Source organism: Kitasatospora mediocidica KCTC 9733, from assembly GCF_000744225.1.
GTDB lineage: Bacteria > Actinomycetota > Actinomycetes > Streptomycetales > Streptomycetaceae > Kitasatospora > Kitasatospora mediocidica.
The window spans coordinates 56,791-76,923 of the sequence record NZ_JQLN01000007.1 but is presented as its reverse complement, the minus strand read 5'-3'; the positions used below and the strand labels follow the sequence as shown (position 1 = coordinate 76,923).

Below are 20,133 nucleotides of genomic sequence, written 5' to 3'. Positions count from 1 at the left end.
AACGCCCGTCGGTGCGAGCTGCGGGCACCGGTGGGCGTCGGGGTCCCAGTCTGCCGTATGGCCGGTCCGGCCGGAGGCATTCGCGGCACAGAGTACGCGTCGGTGGGAAACGCCGTTCCCGCTGGTCGAGCAGCTGTTCGGGCGGTCGGGACGGCGTCGGCCGGCTGCCCCGACGGCGGCCGCAGCCCCGCAGCCGCCCGGGGCCCGGGAGGCTGTTGCGGGAGCCCGCCCGGCCCCGGGGGGCCCGGGTGCCGTTCGGGCTGGTCGTGGCCGTCGCCTACCATCGCTTAGGACACGGAGACCTCCCGCACAGCGGGACCGGAACGCCGGACGACGGGTGATGTGGGGGCCCCGCCGTTCGTCCGCCCGGAACGACGAACCCGACGAGACAGCCGATTCGACGATTTCGACGAACCCGATTCGACGAAGCCGACGGACTTGACGACCTCGACGACCTCGACGAAACAGGAGACCCCGCATGATCGGCCTCGTTCTGGCGGCCGGAGCCGGCCGCCGGCTCCGCCCGTACACCGACACCCTCCCCAAGGCGTTGGTGCCCGTGGACGGCGAGAAGACCGTGCTGGACCTCACGCTCGGCAACTTCGCCGAGGTCGGCCTGCGCGAGGCCGCGATCGTGGTCGGCTACCGCAAGGAAGCGGTCTACGACCGCAAGGACGCGCTGGAGCAGCAGTACGGCGTCAAGCTCACCCTGGTCGAGAACGACAAGGCCGAGGAGTGGAACAACGCCTACTCGCTCTGGTGCGCCCGTGAGCTCTTCGCCGAGGGCCTGCTGCTCGCGAACGGCGACACCGTGCACCCGGCCTCGGTGCAGCGCACCATGCTGGACGGCAACGACCGGATGATCGCCGAGGGCCGCGCTCCGGGCATCCTGCTCGCTCTGGACACCATGAAGAAGCTGGCCGACGAGGAGATGAAGGTCATCGTCGACCCGGCCACCGGGGTGCGCCGGATCACCAAGCTGATGGACCCGGCGGACGCCACCGGTGAGTACATCGGGCTCACCGTGATCAACCCGTCCGCCGCCGCCGACCTGACGGACGCGCTGCGCACCACCTTCGAGCGCGACCCGCAGCTGTACTACGAGGACGGCTACCAGGAGATGGCCGACCGCGGCCTGCGGATCGACGTGCAGCCGATCGGCGAGGTCTCCTGGGTCGAGGTCGACAACCACGAGGACCTGGCGAAGGCGCGGGAGATCGCGTGCCAGTACTGACCCGGCTGATCCCCTCACCGCTGCTCGTCGAGATCCGGCACGGCGCACTGGACTCGCTGGCCAGCATCCTCGCCGACCAGCGGCTCTCCGCCTCCGGGCGGATCGCGGTAGCGATCAGCAACGGGTCCGGGGAGCTGCTGCGCGAGCGCCTGGAGCCGTTGCTGCCCGGCGCGGACTGGTACCACGTCGACGACGGCACGCTGGACGGTGCGGTGAGCCTGGCGGAGGCGATGCGCGGCGGCCACTATGACGTTCTGGTGGGCATGGGGGGCGGTAAGATCATCGACGCCGCCAAGTACGCCGCCGCGCGTGTCGGGCTGCCCGTGGTCGCCGTGGCCACCAACCTGGCCCACGACGGCATCTGCTCCCCTGTGTCGACGCTCGACAACGACGCGGGTCGCGGTTCCTACGGGGTGCCCGGACCGATCGGCATCGTGGTCGACCTGGACGTGATCCAGAAGGCCCCGAGGCGATTCGTGGCGGCCGGCATCGGTGACGTGATCTCCAACATCTCGGCCTGCGCCGACTGGGAGCTCTCGCACCGGGAGACCGGTGAACCGGTGGACGGACTGGCCATCGCGATGGCCCGCTCGGCCGGTGAGAACCTGCTGCGCCACCCGGGAACGCTGGAAGATCCGGACCTCCTTACGGCGCTCGCGGAAGCACTGGTACTGTCCGGCATCGCGATGAACATCGCAGGCAGTACCCGGCCTTCGTCGGGCGCCTGTCATGAGATCTCGCACGCCTTGGACGTGCTGTATCCCAAGCGCTCCGCCCAGCACGGTGAGCAGGTCGGCCTAGGGGCCGCCTTTGCGAGCTTCCTGCGGGGCGAGCACGAACTGGCCGGCCTGATCGTCGACCGCCTGACCGCCCACGGGCTGCCGGTGACCGCCGATCAGATCGGTTTCACCGAGGCGGAGTTCACCGACGCGGTGCACTACGCTCCGAATACCCGGCCGGGCCGCTTCACCATCCTTGAGCACCTCGACCTCTCCCCTTCAGCGATCAGGGACGCGTACGCCGACTATGTCCAAGCCGTCAACAGCTGAGCCCCACCAGGCTGCCGCCGACCGCCCCGCGGTCGACCTCACGATCCGCCCCTCCATCGCGGAGCTGCGCGCCGTCATCCACCCCGAGGGCATGCTCCAGCGCCGCAGTGCCGAGCACTGGGCGGGCCGGCTCTACATGCGGCGGATCTCGCTGCGGATCACCCGGGTCCTCTCGACGGTCACCGCGATCACGCCCAACGGCCTGACCTACCTGATGATGCTCACCGGAGTGCTGGCGGGGGCCGCGCTGGTCATCCCGGGCATCGCCGGAGCCATCGCCGGAGCGGTCCTGATCCAGCTCTACCTGCTGCTCGACTGCGTGGACGGCGAGGTGGCCCGCTGGCGCCGGCAGACCTCGCTCACCGGCGTCTACCTGGACCGGGTCGGCCACTACATGTCCGAGGCGGCGCTGCTCACCGGCGCCGGTCTGCGGGCCGCCGACCTCTTCCACAAGCACGGTCCGACCTCGCAGTGGGAGTGGGCCTTCCTGGGCACGCTGGCGGCCCTCGGCGCGATCCTGATCAAGTCGGAGACCGACCTGGTCGACGTGGCCCGGGCCCGCAGCGGGATGACCGCCGTCGAGGACAGCGCCTCGGTGCCGCGGGCATCGGGCGTGGCCAAGGCCCGTAAGGCGGCGGCCTTCCTGAAGTTCCACCGGCTGGTCGGCGCGGTCGAGTGCTCGCTCTTCCTGCTGGCCGCCGGGATCGCCGACACGGTGCACGGCGGGCTGTACTTCACCCGCCTCGCGGTCGTCCTGCTGGCCGCCATCGCGATGCTGCAAACCGTGCTCCACCTGCTCAGCATCGTCCTCTCCAGCAGGCTGCGATGAGCGAGGCCGCGATGAGCGAGACCGAGGTCGGCGAGGCCCCCGAGGCAGCGACCGAGGCAGCGACCGAGGCACTGGCCGAGGCGGCCCCCGAGGCGCTGGCCGAGGCCGGGACGGAGGCCTCCGCCGCCGACCGGTTCCGGCTCGGCGCGGTCATCATCACGATGGGCAACCGCCCGGCCGAGCTGAACGCGCTGATCGACTCCGTGATCGACCAGGAGGGCCCGGACGTCGAGCTCGCCGTGGTCGGCAACGGCGCCCCGCTGCCCCCGCTGCCCAACGACGTACGCACCGTCGAGCTCCCGGAGAACCTCGGGATCCCGGGAGGCCGCAACGTCGGCATCGAGCTCTTCGGCCCGAACGGCCGGGACGTCGACGCCGTGCTCTTCCTGGACGACGACGGGCTGCTGCCGAACACCGACTCGGCCCGCCTGCTGCGCGAGGCGTTCACGGCCGACCCGGGCCTGGGCATCGTCAGCTTCCGGATCGCCGACCCGGACACGGGCGAGACGGCCCGCCGCCACGTGCCGCGACTGCGGGCCGGCGAGCCGCTGCAGTCGTCCCGGGTGACCACCTTCCTGGGCGGCGCCAGCGCCGTCCGGTCCGAGGTCTTCGAGCAGGCCGGCCAGCTCCCCGCGGAGTTCTTCTACGCCCACGAGGAGACCGACCTCGCCTGGCGGGCGCTGGACGCGGGGTGGTCGATCGACTACCGCGCCGACATCGTGCTGCACCACCCGACCACCTCCCCGGCCCGGCACGCCACGTACTTCCACAACGTGGCCCGGAACAGGGTGTGGCTGGCCCGACGGAACCTTCCGGCCCTGTTGGTGCCTCTCTATCTGTGCACCTGGTTGCTGCTCACCCTGGTCCGCCGCCCCTCGGGTCCGGCGCTCAAGGCCTGGTGGGGCGGTTTCCGGGAGGGCTGGCGCACACCGTGCGGTGCGCGGCGGCCCATGCGGTGGCGTACTGTATGGCGATTGACCAGGTTGGGCAGACCGCCGGTCATCTGATCTGACCGGCCGACGAGTGCCCCCGTCGGCCGAACTCCCCCCGTGATCCGCAGGGATCTTCCAGTCGAAAGACCGGCGACTGCCCCCGGCCAGCAGCCGGACTTCCGAATCCGTGAAGGACGAATGTGTCGACAGTGAGTGAAACGATCAATCTCTCCGCCCCGGGAGGTGTTGATGCCGGGCTGAGCCAGAAGCAGCTCGCGGACAAGTACGGCCTGAAGGTCAGCGGTGCCCGCCCCGGAATAGTGGCGTACACCAAGGAACTCTGGGGTCGTCGGCACTTCATCGTGGCCTTCGCGACCGCCCGCCTGGTCGCGCAGTACACCACGGCGAAGCTCGGTCAGGTGTGGCAGGTCGTCACCCCCCTGCTCAACTGCGCCGTGTTCTACCTGGTCTTCGGTCTGATCCTGCACAACCGCGACATCCCGTACTACATCGCCTGGCTTTGCACCGGCGTCTTCATTTTCCAGTTCACCCAGAGCGCGGTGCAGGCCGGCACCCGGGCGATCTCGGACAACCTCTGGCTGATCCGGGCGCTGCACTTCCCGCGTGCCTGCATGCCGATCGCCTTCACGGTGATCCAGCTCCAGCAGCTGCTGATCTCGATGGTCGTGCTGGTCGTCATCGTGCTGTGCTCCGGGATCCCGATCGGCATCACCTGGCTGCTGGTGATCCCCGCGCTGCTCCTGCAGTTCGGCTTCAACACAGGCCTCTCGCTGATCATGGCCCGGATCGGGTCCAAGACCAGCGACATGTCGCAGCTCATGCCGTTCGTCCTGCGCACCTGGATGTACCTGTCCGGCGTGATGTACAGCATCCAGGGCAACACCAACACCTGGAGCTGGCCGTTCCGTCTGATCATGACGATCAACCCGGCCTCGGTCTTCATGGAGCTCATCCGGCACGCCCTCGCGCCGGTGATCTACTCGCACCACACCAAGAACCACCAGACCATGCCGCACCACCTCTGGTACATCGCGCTCGGTTGGTGCGTCGTGTCCATCGTGTTCGGCTACATCTACTTCTGGAAGGCCGAGGAGGAGTACGGCCGTGGCTGACACCATCGTTGACCGTGCTGAGCGCGACGCCCAGGCCGTCGCCAACGCCAAGCAGACCCGCATCCCGACCGTCGTCGTGGACGACGTCCACATCGTCTACAAGGTGCACGGCGCCGCGGCCGGCAAGGGCAGCGCGACCTCCGCGCTGAACCGGCTGATCTCCCGCAAGCGCTCGCCCGCCATCACCGAGGTGCACGCGGTGCGCGGCATCAGCTTCACCGCGTACAAGGGTGAGGCCGTCGGTCTGATCGGCTCCAACGGCTCGGGCAAGTCCACCATGCTCTCCGCCATCGCCGGCCTGCTGCCGACCGAGCGCGGCGGCATCTACACCGACGGCCAGCCGTCGCTGCTGGGCGTGAACGCGGCGCTGATGGACGACCTCACCGGCGAGCGCAACGTGGTGCTCGGCTGCCTGGCGATGGGGATGTCCCCGGCCGAGGTCAAGGCGCGCTACCAGGAGATCGTCGACTTCTCGGGCATCAACGAGAAGGGCGAGTTCATCAACCTGCCGATGCGCACCTACTCCTCCGGCATGGCGGCCCGTCTGCGGTTCTCCATCGCGGCGGCGAAGACGCACGACGTGCTGCTGATCGACGAGGCGCTCTCCACCGGCGACCAGGCGTTCCAGCGCCGCAGCGAGGCCCGGATCCGTGAGCTGCGCAAGGAGGCCGGTACGGTCTTCCTGGTGAGCCACAACAACAACGCGATCCGGGACACCTGCGAGCGGACCATCTGGATCGAGACCGGCGAGCTCATCATGGACGGTCCGACCGACGAGGTCGTCGGCATGTACGAACGCGGCGAGCGCCCCTGAGAACGGGGCCGCAGCACGGGGCCGGTGTCCGGACGCGAGGCGTTCCGGGCACCGGCCCCGCCGTGTGCGCCGCGCGGGTGAGCGGCTCCGGCGCGCCGTGAGCCGGTCTTCCCGCGGCCTGCCCGGGCTGGCAGGCTGGGCCCTCGCGCGCGGCCGTTCCTCCTCCGGTGTCCCGGTGGGGGCGTCCGGCGTGGGGCTGGCCGGTGGGCCGGGGGCCGACGGAGCGTGTCCGAAGATGGTTCATGGTCGACACCGGTGTAGAACGGGGGAGTGACGGTACCAATGACTTCGACTCATTCGGAGCGCCAGTCGGCGGGGGACACCCTGGACAAGGCGGCCCGGGAGAACTTCCCGGTCGCCCCGGGCTTCCTGCCCGCGGCCTGGCGCGACGACCTGATGGCCGTCTACGGCTTCGCCCGGCTGGTCGACGACGCGGGTGACGGCGACCTCGCCGACCCGGCCGGGACGGCCGTCCTGCTGGGCGCCGCCGCTCGTTCGGACCAGTCCGATGAGACGGCTTTTCGACTGGGCCTGCTCGACGGCCTGGAGCGGGACCTGGACCGCGCCTTCGAGGCCGCACTGCCCGGCTCCACCGGTGAGCAGCCCCGGCATCCGCTGATGCGCGCGCTGGTTCCGCTGGTCGGCACCCACGCGCTCACCCCGGAGCCGTTCCGCCGGCTGATCGAGGCCAACCGGGTGGACCAGACCGTCGCCCGCTACGCGACCTTCGACGACCTGATCGGCTACTGCACGCTGTCCGCCGACCCGGTCGGCCGCCTGGTGCTGGCCATCGCCGGCGTCTCGACGCCGGCCCGGGTGGCGTACTCCGACCGGGTCTGCAGCGCGCTGCAGGTGATCGAGCACCTGCAGGACGTCGCCGAGGATCTGGCGCGCGGCCGGATCTACCTGCCCGCCGAGGACCTGGCGCGGTTCGGCGTCACCGAGCAGGACCTCGCCGCACCCACCGCCGGACCCCGGGTCCGCGAGCTGGTGGCCTTCGAGGCGGCCCGGGCCCGGACCCTGCTCGACCGCGGCGCTCCGCTGGTGGGTACGGTTCGGGGAAGGCTCCGACTGCTCCTGGCGGGATTCACCGCGGGCGGCTACGCGGCCCTGGCGGCCATCGAGGCCGCCGGGTACGACGTCCTGGCCCAGCAGCCGAAGCCCGACAAGCGCCGCCTCGCGTTGAAGGCGGCGGCCATCTTCGCGAAGGGAAGGTGAGCGCCCGCGTGGCGGCATCACCACTGGCGTCGGCGCAGGTCATGGCGGCGTACCGGTACTGCGAGGCGGTTACCGCCCTGCAGGCCCGCAATTTCAGCTACGGCATCCGGCTCCTCCCGGAGTCCAAGCGGCTGGCCATGTCCGCGCTCTACGCCCTGGCCCGCCGGGTCGACGACATCGGCGACGGCGAGTTGTCCCCCGAGCGCAAGGCCGAGCAGCTGGGCGCCACCCGGGCGCTGCTGGACGAGGTCCGGGACGGCGCGGTCGCCGAGGAGGACACCGACCCGATCAAGGTCGCGCTGGCCGACGCGGCCCGCCGCTTCCCGATCCCGCTGGACGCCTTCGACGAGCTGATCGACGGCGTCGAGATGGACCTGCGCGGAGCCGAGTACGGCACCTTCGACGACCTCAAGGTCTACTGCCGCTGCGTGGCGGGCTCGATCGGGCGCCTCTCGCTGGGCGTGTACGGCTGCGAGGACCCCAAGCGCGGGGCCGAGTACGCCGACACCCTGGGACTGGCCCTGCAGCTCACCAACATCCTGCGCGACCTGCGCGAGGACGCCGTGAACGGCCGGACCTACCTGCCCGCCGAGGACCTCGCCCGGTTCGGCTGCGAGCAGGGCTTCGCGCTGGCCACCCCGCCGGCCGGCGCCGACTTCACCGGCCTGGTGGCCTTCCAGGCGCAGCGCGCCCAGGGCTACTTCGAGGAGGGCCTGCGGCTGCTGCCGATGCTCGACCGCCGCAGCCGGGCCTGCACCGCCGCGATGGCCGGCATCTACCACCGGCTGCTCGGCCGGATCGCCGCCGAGCCGGAGTCGGTGCTCCGCGGCCGGGTCTCGCTGCCCGGCTGGGAGAAGGCGTATGTCGCGCTGTCCGGCCTGGCCGGAGGCCGTTCTTGAGCCACGCGCACACGCCGTCACCTTCTGTCAGTAACGGATCACTCAGCGGGGAATCACTGCGGGGGTCATCCGTGTTCCCCTTGGGGACGGAGTGCACCACGAGCTGCGGGGAGGGCCGATGAGCGGGCGGGTACCGGTGCGCAGCCGCAGCGCGGTGGTCGTCGGCGGCGGGCTGGCCGGCCTCACGGCGGCGCTTCGGCTGTCCGAGGCGGGCCTGCGGGTGACGCTGCTGGAGACCAGGCCGCGCCTGGGCGGGCTGGCCTTCTCGTTCCGCCGCGGCGAGTTGACGGTGGACAACGGCCAGCACGTCTTCCTGCGCTGCTGCACCGCCTACCGCGGCCTTATCGAGCGTCTCGGCGCCGGTGGCCAGGTGGCGATCCAGCCCAGGCTGGACGTCCCGGTGCTGTCGGTGGAGCACGGCCGGCACCGGCTGGGCCGGCTGCGCCGGGCCGCGCTGCCGGTGCCGCTGCACCTGGCGGCGAGCCTCGCCACGTACCCGCACCTCTCCGCGCTCGGCCGGCTGCGGGTGGTCCGCGGCGCCCTGGCGCTGCAGCGGCTCGACCTGGCAGACCCGGCGCTGGATGGGACGTCCTTCGGCGACTGGCTGCGCGCCCACGGGCAGAACGCCGAGACCATCGACGCCCTCTGGGATCTGGTGGGCATCGCCACCCTGAACGCCCGGGCCGACCAGGTGTCGCTGGCGCTGGCCGCGATGGTCTTCAAGACCGGCCTGCTCTCCGACCCCGGCGCCTCGGACATCGGCTTCGCGGCGGTCCCGCTCGGCGCGGTGCACCACGACGCGGCGCTGGCCGAGCTGGCCCGGGCCGAGGTCAAGGTGCTGCTGCGGGCCAAGGCCGTCGAGCTGAAGACGATCACCACCGAGGGCGGCCCGCAGCACGTGGTCCGGCTGGAGAGCGGTGAGCTGCTGACGGCGGACGTGGTGGTGCTGGCCGGCGCCCAGGACGCCGCCGCCGCGCTGCTGCCGGCCGACGCGATCGACGGGCAGCACCGGTTGGCCGAGCTGGGCACCGCGCCGATCCTCAACGTGCACGTGGTCTACGACCGCCAGGTGCTGCGCCGGCCGTTCTTCGCCGCGCTCGGCTCGCCCGTGCAGTGGGTCTTCGACCGCACCGCGCACTCGGGCCTGGCGCAGAGCCGCCCGGGCGCGCAGTACCTCGCCCTCTCGCAGTCCGCCGTAACGGACGAGATCGAGTTGCCGGTCGCCGAGTTGCGGGCCCGCTACCTGCCCGAGCTGGAGCGGCTGCTGCCGGCCGCACGGGGGGCGGAGGTGCTCGACTTCTTCGTCACCCGCGAGCGCACCGCCACCTTCGACCCGGCGCCGGGCACCGCGGCGCTCCGTCCGCACGCTCGCACCAAGGTCCCCGGGCTGCTGCTGGCCGGTTCGTGGACGGCCACCGGCTGGCCCGCGACCATGGAGGGCGCCGTGCGCAGCGGGCATGCCGCGGCCGACGCCGCGCTCGCGCAGACCGGGGCGCGCGTCCCGGTGGACCGCGGCGACGGGCGGTGGCCCCGGTGACACTCGACGGCCTGCGGGCCGACCGTCCGACCGACACCCGCACAACAGATCATGGAGAGGGTACGTACGTGGAGGCACGCCTCAGCACGGCCGCGGGACCGACCGAACCGGTTGGGCCCGCCTCGGTAGCGGAGCTGCTGGCCCGTGGCCGCACACTCTGCACCCCGCCGCTGCGCGCGGCGGTCGCCCGGCTGGCGCCGCCGATGGACGCCGTCGCGGCCTACCACTTCGGCTGGACGGACGTCGACGGCAAGCCCGTCGCCGGGGACGGCGGCAAGGCGGTGCGCCCGGCGCTCGCGCTGCTCTCGGCGCAGGCCGCGGGCGCCTCGGCGCAGGCGGGAGTGGCCGGCGGTGTCGCCGTTGAACTGGTGCACAACTTCTCCCTGTTGCATGATGATCTGATGGACGGTGACGAGACTCGTAGGCACCGGGCCACCGCCTGGACGGTCTTCGGTCCGGCCCAGGCGATCCTGGTCGGCGACGCGCTGGCCACCCTCGGAACCGAGGTCCTGCTCGACGCGGGACTGAACGGCGAAGCCACCGCGGCCGACGCCGCCCGGGCCGTGCGCCTGCTGACCACCGCCACCCGGAAGCTGATCGACGGCCAGGCCCAGGACCTCTCCTTCGAGCACCGCGACGTCGTCACCGTCGAAGAGTGCCTGGAGATGGAGGGCAACAAGACCGGTGCCCTGCTCGCCGCCGCCTCCGCGATCGGCGCCGTGCTGGCCGGCGCGGACGACCGCACGGCCGACGCCCTGGAGCGCTACGGCCACCACCTCGGCCTCGCCTTCCAGGCCGTCGACGACCTGCTCGGCATCTGGGGTGCCACCGAGGTCACCGGCAAGCCGCACTGGGGCGACCTGCGCCAGCGCAAGAAGTCGCTGCCGGTGGCGGCGGCCCTCGCCGACGGCGGCGCGGCCTCGCGCCGGCTGGCCGAACTGCTCGCCGACCCGCAGGGGCGCGGCGAGGAGACCGAGGAGGTGCTGGCCGGCCGGGCCGCACTGATCGAGCAGGCGGGCGGCCGGTCCTGGACCCAGGACGAGGCCCGCCGCCAACACAAGACCGCCCTCGCCGCTCTGGACGAGGTGCCGATGAGCGGCGAGGTGCGCGAGCACTTCGTCGCACTCGCCGAATTCGTGGTGGTACGAGAGAGGTGACGTCAAGTTGACAGCAACCGCGGACGGCCGGCTCGACCCTGAGTACGATTCCGAGCCGGTCGCGGTGGAGGAGCGGCCACCGGTGGAGGCCTTGACCCAGGTGGTCCTGGCACCCGGCGGTGGCCCGTGGGAAGTCACGGGGTCGGAGACAAACCGACCGCGAGAAGATTCACCCCCGGACCGTGCGGCGATCGAGGACACCCTCAACCGCGCCACCGCTCACCTGCTGTCCCTCCAGGACGACGGGGGCTGGTGGAAGGGCAACCTGGAGACAAACGTCACCATGGATGCCGAGGACTTGTTACTGCGTCAGTTCCTGGGCATCCGTACCGAGGCCCAGACCAGGGCGACCGCCGAGTGGATCCGCTCCCAGCAGCGGGAGGACGGCACCTGGAGCACCTTTCACGGCGGTCCGCCGGAGATCTCCACCACCGTCGAGGCGTATGTCGCGCTGCGCCTGGCGGGGGATCCGCCCGAGGCGCCGCACATGCTGGCCGCCGCCCGGTTCGCCCGGGAGTCCGGCGGAATCGCGGCCACCCGGGTCTTCACCCGGATCTGGCTGGCCCTCTTCGGCTGGTGGCCGTGGGAACGGCTGCCCGAGATGCCGCCGGAGATCATGTTCCTGCCCAAGTGGCTGCCGCTGAACATCTACGCGTTCGGTTGCTGGGCCCGGCAGACCATCGTGCCGCTCACCGTCGTCTCCGCCCACCGGCCGGTGCGACCGGCCCCCTTCACCCTCACCGAGTTGCACACCGACCCGGACAACCCCTTCCCGCTGCGCCCGCTCGCGCCGCCCACCAGCTGGGACGGCCTCTTCGAGCGGCTGGACCTGGTGCTGCACGCCTACCACAAGCGGGCGGTGCGACCACTGCGGCGGCTGGCACTGACCCAGGCGGGCCGCTGGATCGTCGAGCGCCAGGAGGCCGACGGCTGCTGGGGCGGGATCCAACCGCCGGCCGTCTACTCGCTGATCGCCCTCCACCTGCTCGGCTACGAGCTGGAGCACCCCGTGATGCAGGCCGGTCTGGCCGCCTTCGAGCGCTTCACGGTGCACACCGAGGACGGCATGCGCTGGATGGAGGCCTGTCAGTCCCCGGTCTGGGACACCTGCCTGGCCACCATCGCCCTCGCCGACGCGGGACTGCCCGCCGACCATCCCGCCCTGGTGAAGGCGACCGACTGGATGCTGGGGGAGGAGATCACCCGGCGCGGCGACTGGTCCGTCCAGCGGCCGGGCCTGGCCCCCGGCGGCTGGGCCTTCGAGTTCGAGAACGACACCTACCCCGACATCGACGACACCGCCGAGGTGGTGTTGGCGCTGCGCCGGGTCGCGCACCCCGATCCGGCGCGGCTGGAGGGCGCGGTCCAGCGGGGCGTCGAGTGGAATCTCGGCATGCAGTCCAAGAACGGCGCCTGGGGCGCGTTCGACGTCGACAACACCAGCACGCTCCCCAACAAGCTGCCCTTCTGCGACTTCGGCGAGGTGGTCGACCCGCCCTCGGCCGACGTCACCGCCCATGTGGTGGAGATGCTCGCCGAGGTCGGCAGAGCCGACGACCCGCGCACCCGGCGCGGGGTGGACTGGCTGCTGCGCAACCAGGAGGCCGAGGGCTCCTGGTTCGGCCGCTGGGGCACCAACTACATCTACGGCACCGGCTCGGTGCTGCCCGCCCTGGTCGCGGCGCACGTCCCGGTCTCCGACCCGTCGATCCGCCGGGCGGTGCGCTGGCTGGAGGAGCGGCAGAACCCGGACGGCGGCTGGGGCGAGGACATGCGCTCCTACGACGATCCGGAGCAGTGGTCGGGGCGCGGCGAGTCGACCGCCTCGCAGACCGCCTGGGCGCTGATGGCGCTGCTGGCGGCCGGTGAGGGCCCCGGCGGCCGGTACGCGCCCGAGGGCGGCGGGGGCACCGCGGCCGTCGAGCGCGGGGTGGGCTGGCTGGCCGCCACCCAGCTGCCGGAGGGCAGTTGGGACGAGCCGCAGTTCACCGGGACGGGCTTCCCGTGGGACTTCTCGATCAACTACCACCTCTACCGGCTGGTCTTCCCGGTCACCGCGCTCGGCCGGTACGTGCACGGCAACCCGGTGCTCGGCGGCATCCGGAGGCCGTCGTGAACCCGCTGCTGGTGCTGTGCGCGCTGCGCCCCGAGGAGTGGGCGCTGCGCGGCGGGGACTGGGCCGGCGCGCTCGGCGGCCCGCCCGTGCTGGTCCGTACGGGCCTCGGTCCGCAGCGGGCCGGCCGGGTGGCCTGCGCGCTGGTCGGCGCCTCCCGCGGGTCCTACGGCGCGGCGCTGGTGACCGGCTTCTGCGCGGCCGCGGCGCCCGGTGTCCGGCCGGGCGACCTGGTCGTCGCCGACGCGGTGCGCGACGAAGCGGGCGCCTCGTTCGCCGTCGACTCCCCGCAACCGCTGGTCGAGGCCTTGCGGGTGCGGGGCCACACCGTCCACTGCGGGTCGCTGTACTCGGCCGACCGGGTGGTGCGCGGCGCGCGGCGCCGCGAGCTGCACCGGGCCGGGGTGCTCGCGGTGGACATGGAGTCCGCCGCGGTGCTGCGCCGGCTGCCCGCCGGCCTGCCGGTGGCGGCGGTGCGGGTGGTGGTCGACACCCCCGAACACGAGCTGCTGCGCCCGGCCACCGTGTCGAACGGCCTGCGGGCCTGGCACACCCTGCGCGCCGCGGTCCCGGCCCTGATCGGCTGGCACCGCGCCGTCGCCGTCGGACCCGCCGCCCGCGGTCCGATATCCGAGCCGTCCGACCGTCTCTCCTTGACCCACTCTTCACTGCCGACGCTCCCTCAGGAGGCGAGCTAGTCATGGCCATGCCGCTGCGCCAGACCGTGCGGGTCAGTACGTACCTCATGCAGCAGAAGCTCATCAAGCGACGTGAGAAGTTCCCGCTGATCGTCGAGCTCGAACCGCTCTTCGCCTGCAACCTCGCCTGTGAGGGCTGCGGGAAGATCCAGCACCCGGCCGGGGTGCTGAAGCAGCGGATGCCGGTCGCCCAGGCGGTCGGGGCGGTGCTGGAATCGGGTGCCCCGATGGTGTCCATCGCCGGTGGCGAACCACTGATGCACCCTCAGATCGACGAGATCGTCCGGCAGTTGGTGGAACGGAAGAAGTACGTCTTCCTATGCACGAACGCGCTCCTGATGCGCAAGAAACTGGACAAGTTCACTCCTTCGCCGTACTTCACCTTCACGGTGCACATCGACGGGCTGCGCGAGCGGCACGATGAGTCGGTGGCCAAGGAGGGCACCTTCGACGAGGCCGTGGCGGCCATCAAGGAGGCCAAGCGGCGCGGCTTCCGGGTCACCACCAACAGCACGTTCTTCAACACCGACACCCCGCAGACCATCATCGAGGTACTCGACTACCTCAACGACGAGCTCAAGGTCGACGAGATGATGATCTCCCCGGCCTACGCGTACGAGAAGGCCCCCGACCAGGAGCACTTCCTGGGCGTCGAACAGACCCGGGAGCTGTTCCGCAAGGCGTTCTCCGGCGGCAACCGTCGCCGGTGGCGGCTCAACCACAGCCCGCTCTTCCTGGACTTCCTGGAGGGCAAGGTCGACTTCGAGTGCACCGCCTGGGGGATCCCCAACTACTCGCTCTTCGGCTGGCAGCGCCCGTGCTACCTGATGGCGGACGGGTACGTCCCGACGTACCGCGAGTTGATCGAGAAGACCGACTGGGCCAAGTACGGCCGTGGCAGGGACCCGCGCTGCGAGAACTGCATGGCGCACTGCGGGTACGAGCCGACGGCCGTGCTGGCCACCATGGGCTCGCTCAAGGAGTCCCTGCGTGCCGCCCGCGAAACGGTGGGCGGCAACCGGGGGCACTAGGCCGTGTCTGACACGGCTCCAGGGGAGCTCAAGCCCGGCGTGCGCTCGACACGCGCGCCGGGTACGCCCCTGATCGCGCTACCCAGCACGACGGGAACGGCCCGAGGCCGGACCATGGCACCAAGACGAACAGCACCCTGAGGATGAGCTCCCATGACTGCGATCTCGCTCGGTATTCCGTCCATGCCGCATCAGCCGCTTGCCACTCGTCGGGTCTCCCGGCAGATCATGGTCGGGAACGTTCCGGTCGGTGGTGACGCGCCGGTGTCGGTGCAGTCGATGACCACGACGGTGACGGCCGACATCAACGCGACGCTGCAGCAGATCGCGCAGCTGACGGCGTCGGGCTGCCAGATCGTGCGGGTGGCGGTGCCGACCCAGGACGACGCGGACGCGCTGCCGGTGATCGCGCGGAAGTCGGGTATCCCGGTGATCGCCGACATTCACTTCCAGCCGAAGTACGTGTTCGCCGCGATCGACGCCGGTTGTGCGGCGGTTCGGGTGAACCCGGGCAACATCAAGCAGTTCGACGACAAGGTCGGCGAGATCGCGAAGGCCGCGAAGGGCGCGGGCGTCCCGATCCGGATCGGTGTGAACGCGGGGTCGTTGGACCGGCGGCTGCTGGAGAAGTACGGGCGGGCCACTCCCGAGGCGCTGGTGGAGTCCGCGCTGTGGGAGTGCTCGTTGTTCGAGGAGCACGACTTCCGGGACATCAAGATCTCGGTGAAGCACAACGACCCGGTCGTGATGATCAACGCCTACCGGCAGCTGGCGGCGGCCTGTGACTACCCGCTGCACCTGGGCGTGACCGAGGCGGGTCCGGCGTTCCAGGGCACGGTCAAGTCGGCGGTGGCGTTCGGTGCGCTGCTGGCCGAGGGCATCGGGGACACGATCCGGGTGTCGCTGTCGGCTCCTCCGGTGGAGGAGATCAAGGTCGGTATCCAGATCCTGGAGTCGTTGAACCTGCGTCAGCGGGGCCTGGAGATCGTGTCGTGCCCGTCCTGCGGCCGCGCGCAGGTGGATGTGTACAAGCTGGCGGAGGAGGTCACCGCGGGCCTGGAGGGCATGGAGGTGCCGCTGCGGGTGGCGGTGATGGGCTGCGTGGTGAACGGTCCGGGTGAGGCGCGGGAGGCCGACCTGGGCGTGGCGTCGGGCAACGGCAAGGGTCAGATCTTCGTGAAGGGCGAGGTGATCAAGACGGTTCCGGAGTCGAAGATCGTCGAGACCCTGATCGAGGAGGCGTTTCTGCTCGCCGAGCGGATGCAGGCCGAAGGAGGCCCGACAGGCGCGCCCGCCGTGATCGCGGGAGGCTGATCACAGACACTCAGCAGCCCCCGCGGAGCCGATTCCCGGCCGAGCACCGACGACCTGTCAGCGTACCGACCCAAGAGGTGGAGCCATGTCACTCCTGTCGTCCGTCCAGGGACCAGCCGACCTCAAGCGGCTGCCGGCCAACCGGCTGCCGCAGCTGGCCCAGGAGATCCGGGAGTTCCTGATCGACTCGGTCACCCGTACCGGCGGCCACCTGGGCCCCAACCTCGGGGTCGTCGAGCTCACCATCGCGCTGCACCGGGTCTTCGACTCGCCGAACGACCGCATCCTGTGGGACACCGGGCACCAGGCCTACGTGCACAAGCTGCTCACCGGACGTCAGGACTTCAGCCGGCTGCGCTCCAAGGGCGGGCTCTCCGGCTACCCGTCCCGGGCCGAGTCCGAGCACGACGTGATCGAGAACTCGCACGCCTCGACCGTGCTCGGCTACGCCGACGGCATCGCCAAGGCGCACCAGCTCCAGGGCCGCGCCGGCCGGCACACCGTAGCGGTGATCGGGGACGGCGCGCTCACCGGTGGCCTGGCCTGGGAGGCGTTGAACAACATCGCCGAGGCGCAGGACCGCCCGCTGGTCATCGTCGTCAACGACAACGAGCGCTCCTACGCCAAGACCATCGGCGGTCTGGCCAACCACCTGGCCACGCTGCGCACCACCCAGGGCTACGAACGCTTCCTGGCCTGGGGCAAGGAGGCCCTGCAGCGCACGCCGGTGGTCGGCCAGCCGATCTTCGAGGCGCTGCACGGCGCCAAGAAGGGGTTCAAGGACTCCTTCGCGCCGCAGGGCATGTTCGAGGACCTCGGGTTGAAGTACGTCGGCCCGATCGACGGTCACGACGTCGCCGCCGTCGAATCGGCGCTGCGCCGGGCGCGCGGTTTCGGCGGCCCGGTCATCGTGCACTGCCTGACCGTCAAGGGCCGCGGCTACCGGCCCGCCGAGTTGGACGAGGCCGACCGCTTCCACGCGGTGGGCGCGATGGACCCCTACACCTGCCTGCCGATCTCGCCGCCCGGAGGCACCTCCTGGACCTCGGTCTTCGGCGACGAGCTGCTCGCGCTCGGCGGCCGGCGCGAGGACCTCGTGGCGATCACCGCCGCGATGCTCCAGCCGGTGGGCCTGGCGCCGTTCGCCAAGGCCTACCCCGAGCGGACCTTCGACGTCGGTATCGCCGAGCAGCACGCGGTGGCCAGTGCCGCGGGCCTGGCGACGGCCGGCCTGCACCCGGTGGTCGCGGTCTACGCGACCTTCCTCAACCGGGCCTTCGACCAGGTCCTGATGGACGTCGCGCTGCACCGGCTCGGCGTCACCTTCGTCCTGGACCGGGCCGGCGTGACCGGCAACGACGGCGCCTCCCACAACGGCATGTGGGACATGTCGATCCTCCAGGTGGTGCCCGGGCTGCGGCTGGCCGCCCCGCGCGACGCCGAGCAACTGCGCGCCCAGCTGCGCGAGGCGGTCGAGGTGACCGACGCCCCGACCGTGGTCCGCTTCCCCAAGGGTGAGGTGGGACCGGTCGTCCCGGCCGTCGAGCGGATCGGCGGGGTGGACGTGCTGCAGCGCACCACCGTCCCCGGCCGTACCGGCCAGGACGTCCTGCTCGTCTCCGTCGGCAGTATGGCGACGGCCTGCCTGGACGCCGCCGCGCTGCTCACCGCCGACGGGTTCGCCACCACCGTCGTCGACCCGCGCTGGGTCAAGCCGGTCAACCCCGCGCTGCCCCGGCTGGCCGCCGAGCACCGGCTCGTGGTCACCGTCGAGGACAACGGCCGGACCGGCGGCGTCGGCGCGGCGATCGCCCAGGCGATGCGCGACGCCGACGTCGACACCCCGCTGCGCGACCTGGGACTTGCCCAGGAGTTCCTCGCGCACGCGTCGCGCGGCGAGATCATGGAGGAGGCCGGCCTGACCGGGACGGGCATTGCCGCCGAGACGGCCGTCTTCGCCAAGCACCTGCTGCCTACCCGAGGAGTGAACGAGCCCCGTGCCAGCTGACCGTCCGGATTCCGGCCTCGACCTCGCCGCCCTGCTCGCCGAGCGCGGCGGCGAGCGGTACGACCTGCACAGCCGGTACCTCAACCCGCAGCTCCCGCGGATGCTGCACACCATCGGTTTCGACAAGACGTACGACCGGGCCGCCGGTGCGTACTTCTACGACGACCAGGGCCACGAGTACCTCGACATGCTGGCCGGCTTCGGCATCTTCGCCCTCGGCCGCCACCACCCGGTGGTCCGGGACGCGATCCGGCAGGTGATGGAGCTCGACCTGCCCGACCTGACCCGCTTCGACTGCCCGCCGCTGCCCGGGCTCCTCGCCGAGCAGCTGATCGCCCGCACGCCGGGCCTGGACCGGGTCTTCTTCGCCAACAGCGGCACCGAGGCGGTCGAGACGGCACTGAAGTTCGCCCGGTACGCGACCGGCCGGCGCCGGGTCCTCTACTGCGACCACGCCTTCCACGGCCTCACCACCGGCGCGCTCTCGGTCAACGGTGAGAGCGGGTTCCGCAAGGGCTTCGACCCGCTGCTGCCGGACACCGCGATCCCGCTCGGCGACCTCGGCGCGCTCGCCCGCGAGCTGCGCAAGGGGGACGTGGCCGCGCTGATCGTCGAGCCGATCCAGGGCAAGGGCGTGCACGCCACCCCGCCCGGCTGGCTGCGCGCGGCCCAGGAGCTGCTGCACGAGCACAAGGCGCTGCTGATCTGCGACGAGGTGCAGACCGGGATCGGGCGCACCGGCGCGTTCTTCGCCTACCAGGACGAGGAGGGGGTGCTGCCGGACCTGGTCTGCGCGGCCAAGGCGCTCTCCGGCGGCTATGTGCCGATCGGCGCCACCCTCGGCAAGAGCTGGATCTTCGAGAAGGTCTACTCCTCGATGGACCGGGTGCTGGTGCACTCCGCCAGTTTCGGCGCCAACGCGCAGGCGATGGCGGCCGGCCTCGCCACGCTGCACGTGATGCGGGACGAGCAGGTGGTCGAGAACGCCCGCCGGGTCGGCGACCTCTTCCGCGAGCGGCTGGCCGCGCTGACCGAGCGGTACGAGCTGCTGGCCGACGTCCGCGGCCGCGGGCTGATGATCGGCATCGAGTTCGGCCGCCCCAAGTCCCTCAAGCTGCGCACCGGTTGGACGGCGCTCCAGGCGGCCCGCAAGGGCCTCTTCGCGCAGATGGTGGTGGTCCCGCTGCTGCAGCGCCACCGGATCCTGACCCAGGTCTCCGGCGACCACCTCGAAGTGATCAAGCTGATCCCGCCGCTGATCATCACCGAGCGCGAGGTGGACCGTTTCATCGAGGCGTTCACCGAGGTGATGGACGACGCGCACCGCGGCAGCGGCCTGATGTGGGACTTCGGCCGCACGCTGGTCAAGCAGGCGGTGGGCAGCCACTGACCGCCGCTCCGGCCCGCGTCACAGCTCCACCTGGCGGCGCCGGATCACCACCCACAGGTCGATGGCGGCCACCACGGTGAGCACGAAGCAGGCGATCGCGAAGCCGACCAGGGTGCCCCGACTGGGCACGCTGTTCGGTTTCGCGAGGGCGGCGAAGACCGCGAAGGCGGCGGTGATCAGGGCGAAGAACGGGGTGAAGAGTACCGAGAGCAGGAACCGCAGCTTCAGATCGCTGCGCGCGTACCGCGGCTCGGTTCCGCTGCGCCAGCGGCGCGGTGTGGTGGCCCGCATGCCCGTCGCCTCCGTACCGTCTGCGTACCCGTCGCGTCCGGCCGGTCCGACCCGACGGTTCCAGGCTACGTCGGGCACGGTGGGACAGGCACTAGGCTCGTGGGACGGCCCTGTACGGGGAGGAACTCGGCCCCTGTCGGGGCGCACAGAAGGGAGGACCGGCGTGAGCATCGCGGTGTGCACCATCTGCACGGGCACCGGGCGGCTGGCCGGTCTGCAGTGCCGGACCTGCAAGGGAACCGGCACCACCGAGCGCGACGGCGGGGGGAACTGCTTCCTTTGCAAGGGCACCGGCACCTACACCCGTTACCGGGTCTCGGCCGACGGCAGCAAGCAGGCCTACCGGGAGGAACCCTGCCGGACCTGCGACGGAACCGGATCGATGGCCGGGCACAGCGCCGACAGCTGACCCCGCACCCGCGGCGCGGGAGGGTCCGCCCAGTGGGACGTCCGAAGGACGCCCTTTCTGATGGCGTATCAAGACGC

The 20,133-nt window shown here is 71.4% G+C and carries 18 protein-coding genes; 17 read left to right on the top strand and 1 reads right to left on the bottom strand.

The window, feature by feature from the left end; translation table 11 throughout:
• Nucleotides 1-478 precede the first annotated feature (478 nt).
• The 16 genes from BS80_RS30835 (at nucleotide 479) to BS80_RS30760 (ending at nucleotide 19,356) form a co-directional block, all read left to right on the top strand.
• Nucleotides 479-1,234, top strand: coding sequence for a phosphocholine cytidylyltransferase family protein (locus BS80_RS30835; RefSeq protein WP_035804467.1), 756 nt, complete (start codon nucleotides 479-481; stop codon nucleotides 1,232-1,234).
• On the top strand, nucleotides 1,222-2,283 hold the full coding sequence (locus BS80_RS30830) for an iron-containing alcohol dehydrogenase family protein (protein ID WP_035804465.1): 1,062 nt from the start codon (nucleotides 1,222-1,224) through the stop codon (nucleotides 2,281-2,283). Before BS80_RS30835 ends, BS80_RS30830 begins: the two co-directional genes overlap by 13 nt.
• Nucleotides 2,284-2,374: 91 nt before the next feature.
• The gene (locus BS80_RS30825; RefSeq protein WP_035806324.1) at nucleotides 2,375-3,112 is read left to right on the top strand and encodes a CDP-alcohol phosphatidyltransferase family protein; all 738 of its coding nucleotides are present in this window, start codon (nucleotides 2,375-2,377) and stop codon (nucleotides 3,110-3,112) included.
• Nucleotides 3,113-3,273: 161 nt separating this feature from the next.
• Nucleotides 3,274-4,119, top strand: a complete 846-nt coding sequence (locus tag BS80_RS30820; protein ID WP_035806323.1) for a glycosyltransferase family 2 protein — start codon at nucleotides 3,274-3,276, stop codon at nucleotides 4,117-4,119.
• A 134-nt stretch (nucleotides 4,120-4,253) separates the two neighbouring features.
• A complete protein-coding gene (locus BS80_RS30815) occupies nucleotides 4,254-5,177 on the top strand; it encodes an ABC transporter permease (RefSeq protein WP_232246721.1) in 924 nt (307 codons plus the stop codon).
• Nucleotides 5,178-5,181: 4 nt separating this feature from the next.
• Complete coding sequence (locus tag BS80_RS30810; protein ID WP_232246788.1) at nucleotides 5,182-5,991, top strand: ABC transporter ATP-binding protein; 810 nt, start codon at nucleotides 5,182-5,184, stop codon at nucleotides 5,989-5,991.
• 282 nt (nucleotides 5,992-6,273) lie between these two features.
• Nucleotides 6,274-7,209: a squalene synthase HpnC gene (hpnC, locus tag BS80_RS30805; protein ID WP_035804464.1), complete on the top strand. Its 936-nt coding sequence runs from the start codon at nucleotides 6,274-6,276 to the stop codon at nucleotides 7,207-7,209.
• A 41-nt stretch (nucleotides 7,210-7,250) separates the two neighbouring features.
• Entirely contained in the window at nucleotides 7,251-8,108 is an 858-nt protein-coding gene (gene hpnD / locus BS80_RS30800) for a presqualene diphosphate synthase HpnD (protein WP_051967690.1), read from the top strand.
• Between the two features lie 118 nt (nucleotides 8,109-8,226).
• Nucleotides 8,227-9,645, top strand: coding sequence for a hydroxysqualene dehydroxylase HpnE (gene hpnE, locus BS80_RS30795; protein WP_035804460.1), 1,419 nt, complete (start codon nucleotides 8,227-8,229; stop codon nucleotides 9,643-9,645).
• 68 nt (nucleotides 9,646-9,713) lie between these two features.
• Nucleotides 9,714-10,802 carry a polyprenyl synthetase family protein gene (locus BS80_RS30790; protein WP_035804458.1) on the top strand — a complete coding sequence of 363 codons (1,089 nt, stop codon included), beginning with the start codon at nucleotides 9,714-9,716 and terminating at the stop codon, nucleotides 10,800-10,802.
• A 190-nt stretch (nucleotides 10,803-10,992) separates the two neighbouring features.
• Complete coding sequence (gene shc, locus BS80_RS30785; protein ID WP_232246786.1) at nucleotides 10,993-12,918, top strand: squalene--hopene cyclase; 1,926 nt, start codon at nucleotides 10,993-10,995, stop codon at nucleotides 12,916-12,918.
• The gene (locus BS80_RS30780) at nucleotides 12,915-13,613 is read left to right on the top strand and encodes a phosphorylase family protein (RefSeq protein ID WP_063772121.1); all 699 of its coding nucleotides are present in this window, start codon (nucleotides 12,915-12,917) and stop codon (nucleotides 13,611-13,613) included. Before shc ends, BS80_RS30780 begins: the two co-directional genes overlap by 4 nt.
• A gap of 2 nt (nucleotides 13,614-13,615) precedes the next feature.
• Nucleotides 13,616-14,644: an adenosyl-hopene transferase HpnH gene (gene hpnH / locus BS80_RS30775; RefSeq protein ID WP_035804456.1), complete on the top strand. Its 1,029-nt coding sequence runs from the start codon at nucleotides 13,616-13,618 to the stop codon at nucleotides 14,642-14,644.
• A gap of 153 nt (nucleotides 14,645-14,797) precedes the next feature.
• Nucleotides 14,798-15,958, top strand: coding sequence for a flavodoxin-dependent (E)-4-hydroxy-3-methylbut-2-enyl-diphosphate synthase (gene ispG / locus BS80_RS30770; RefSeq protein ID WP_035804455.1), 1,161 nt, complete (start codon nucleotides 14,798-14,800; stop codon nucleotides 15,956-15,958).
• Between the two features lie 85 nt (nucleotides 15,959-16,043).
• Nucleotides 16,044-17,966 (top strand): 1-deoxy-D-xylulose-5-phosphate synthase, encoded by a 1,923-nt coding sequence (gene dxs, locus BS80_RS30765; protein ID WP_035804453.1) that lies wholly within the window; start codon nucleotides 16,044-16,046, stop codon nucleotides 17,964-17,966.
• Nucleotides 17,956-19,356, top strand: coding sequence for an aspartate aminotransferase family protein (locus BS80_RS30760; RefSeq protein WP_035804452.1), 1,401 nt, complete (start codon nucleotides 17,956-17,958; stop codon nucleotides 19,354-19,356). The genes dxs and BS80_RS30760 overlap by 11 nt, the downstream gene beginning before the upstream one ends.
• 18 nt (nucleotides 19,357-19,374) lie before the next feature.
• Here BS80_RS30760 and BS80_RS30755 read toward each other — a convergent pair whose 3' ends face one another.
• A complete protein-coding gene (locus BS80_RS30755) occupies nucleotides 19,375-19,647 on the bottom strand; it encodes a DUF6343 family protein (protein ID WP_035804450.1) in 273 nt (90 codons plus the stop codon).
• Between the two features lie 163 nt (nucleotides 19,648-19,810).
• On the opposite strand from BS80_RS30755, the gene BS80_RS30750 reads away from it, so the two are divergent.
• On the top strand, nucleotides 19,811-20,056 hold the full coding sequence (locus tag BS80_RS30750; protein ID WP_035804448.1) for a hypothetical protein: 246 nt from the start codon (nucleotides 19,811-19,813) through the stop codon (nucleotides 20,054-20,056).
• Nucleotides 20,057-20,133: the final 77 nt, after the last annotated feature.

What these genes read in the sequence shown, in the direction of transcription:
- BS80_RS30755 (WP_035804450.1), bottom strand. Translation starts at nt 19,647, where the DNA reads ATGCGGGCCACCACACCGCGCCGCTGGCGCAGCGGAACCGAGCCGCGG.
- ispG (WP_035804455.1), top strand. Translation starts at nt 14,798, where the DNA reads ATGACTGCGATCTCGCTCGGTATTCCGTCCATGCCGCATCAGCCGCTT.
- BS80_RS30820 (WP_035806323.1), top strand. Translation starts at nt 3,274, where the DNA reads ATGGGCAACCGCCCGGCCGAGCTGAACGCGCTGATCGACTCCGTGATC.
- BS80_RS30835 (WP_035804467.1), top strand. Translation starts at nt 479, where the DNA reads ATGATCGGCCTCGTTCTGGCGGCCGGAGCCGGCCGCCGGCTCCGCCCG.
- hpnH (WP_035804456.1), top strand. Translation starts at nt 13,616, where the DNA reads ATGGCCATGCCGCTGCGCCAGACCGTGCGGGTCAGTACGTACCTCATG.
- hpnC (WP_035804464.1), top strand. Translation starts at nt 6,274, where the DNA reads ATGACTTCGACTCATTCGGAGCGCCAGTCGGCGGGGGACACCCTGGAC.
- hpnE (WP_035804460.1), top strand. Translation starts at nt 8,227, where the DNA reads ATGAGCGGGCGGGTACCGGTGCGCAGCCGCAGCGCGGTGGTCGTCGGC.
- dxs (WP_035804453.1), top strand. Translation starts at nt 16,044, where the DNA reads ATGTCACTCCTGTCGTCCGTCCAGGGACCAGCCGACCTCAAGCGGCTG.
- BS80_RS30825 (WP_035806324.1), top strand. Translation starts at nt 2,375, where the DNA reads ATGCTCCAGCGCCGCAGTGCCGAGCACTGGGCGGGCCGGCTCTACATG.
- hpnD (WP_051967690.1), top strand. Translation starts at nt 7,251, where the DNA reads ATGGCGGCGTACCGGTACTGCGAGGCGGTTACCGCCCTGCAGGCCCGC.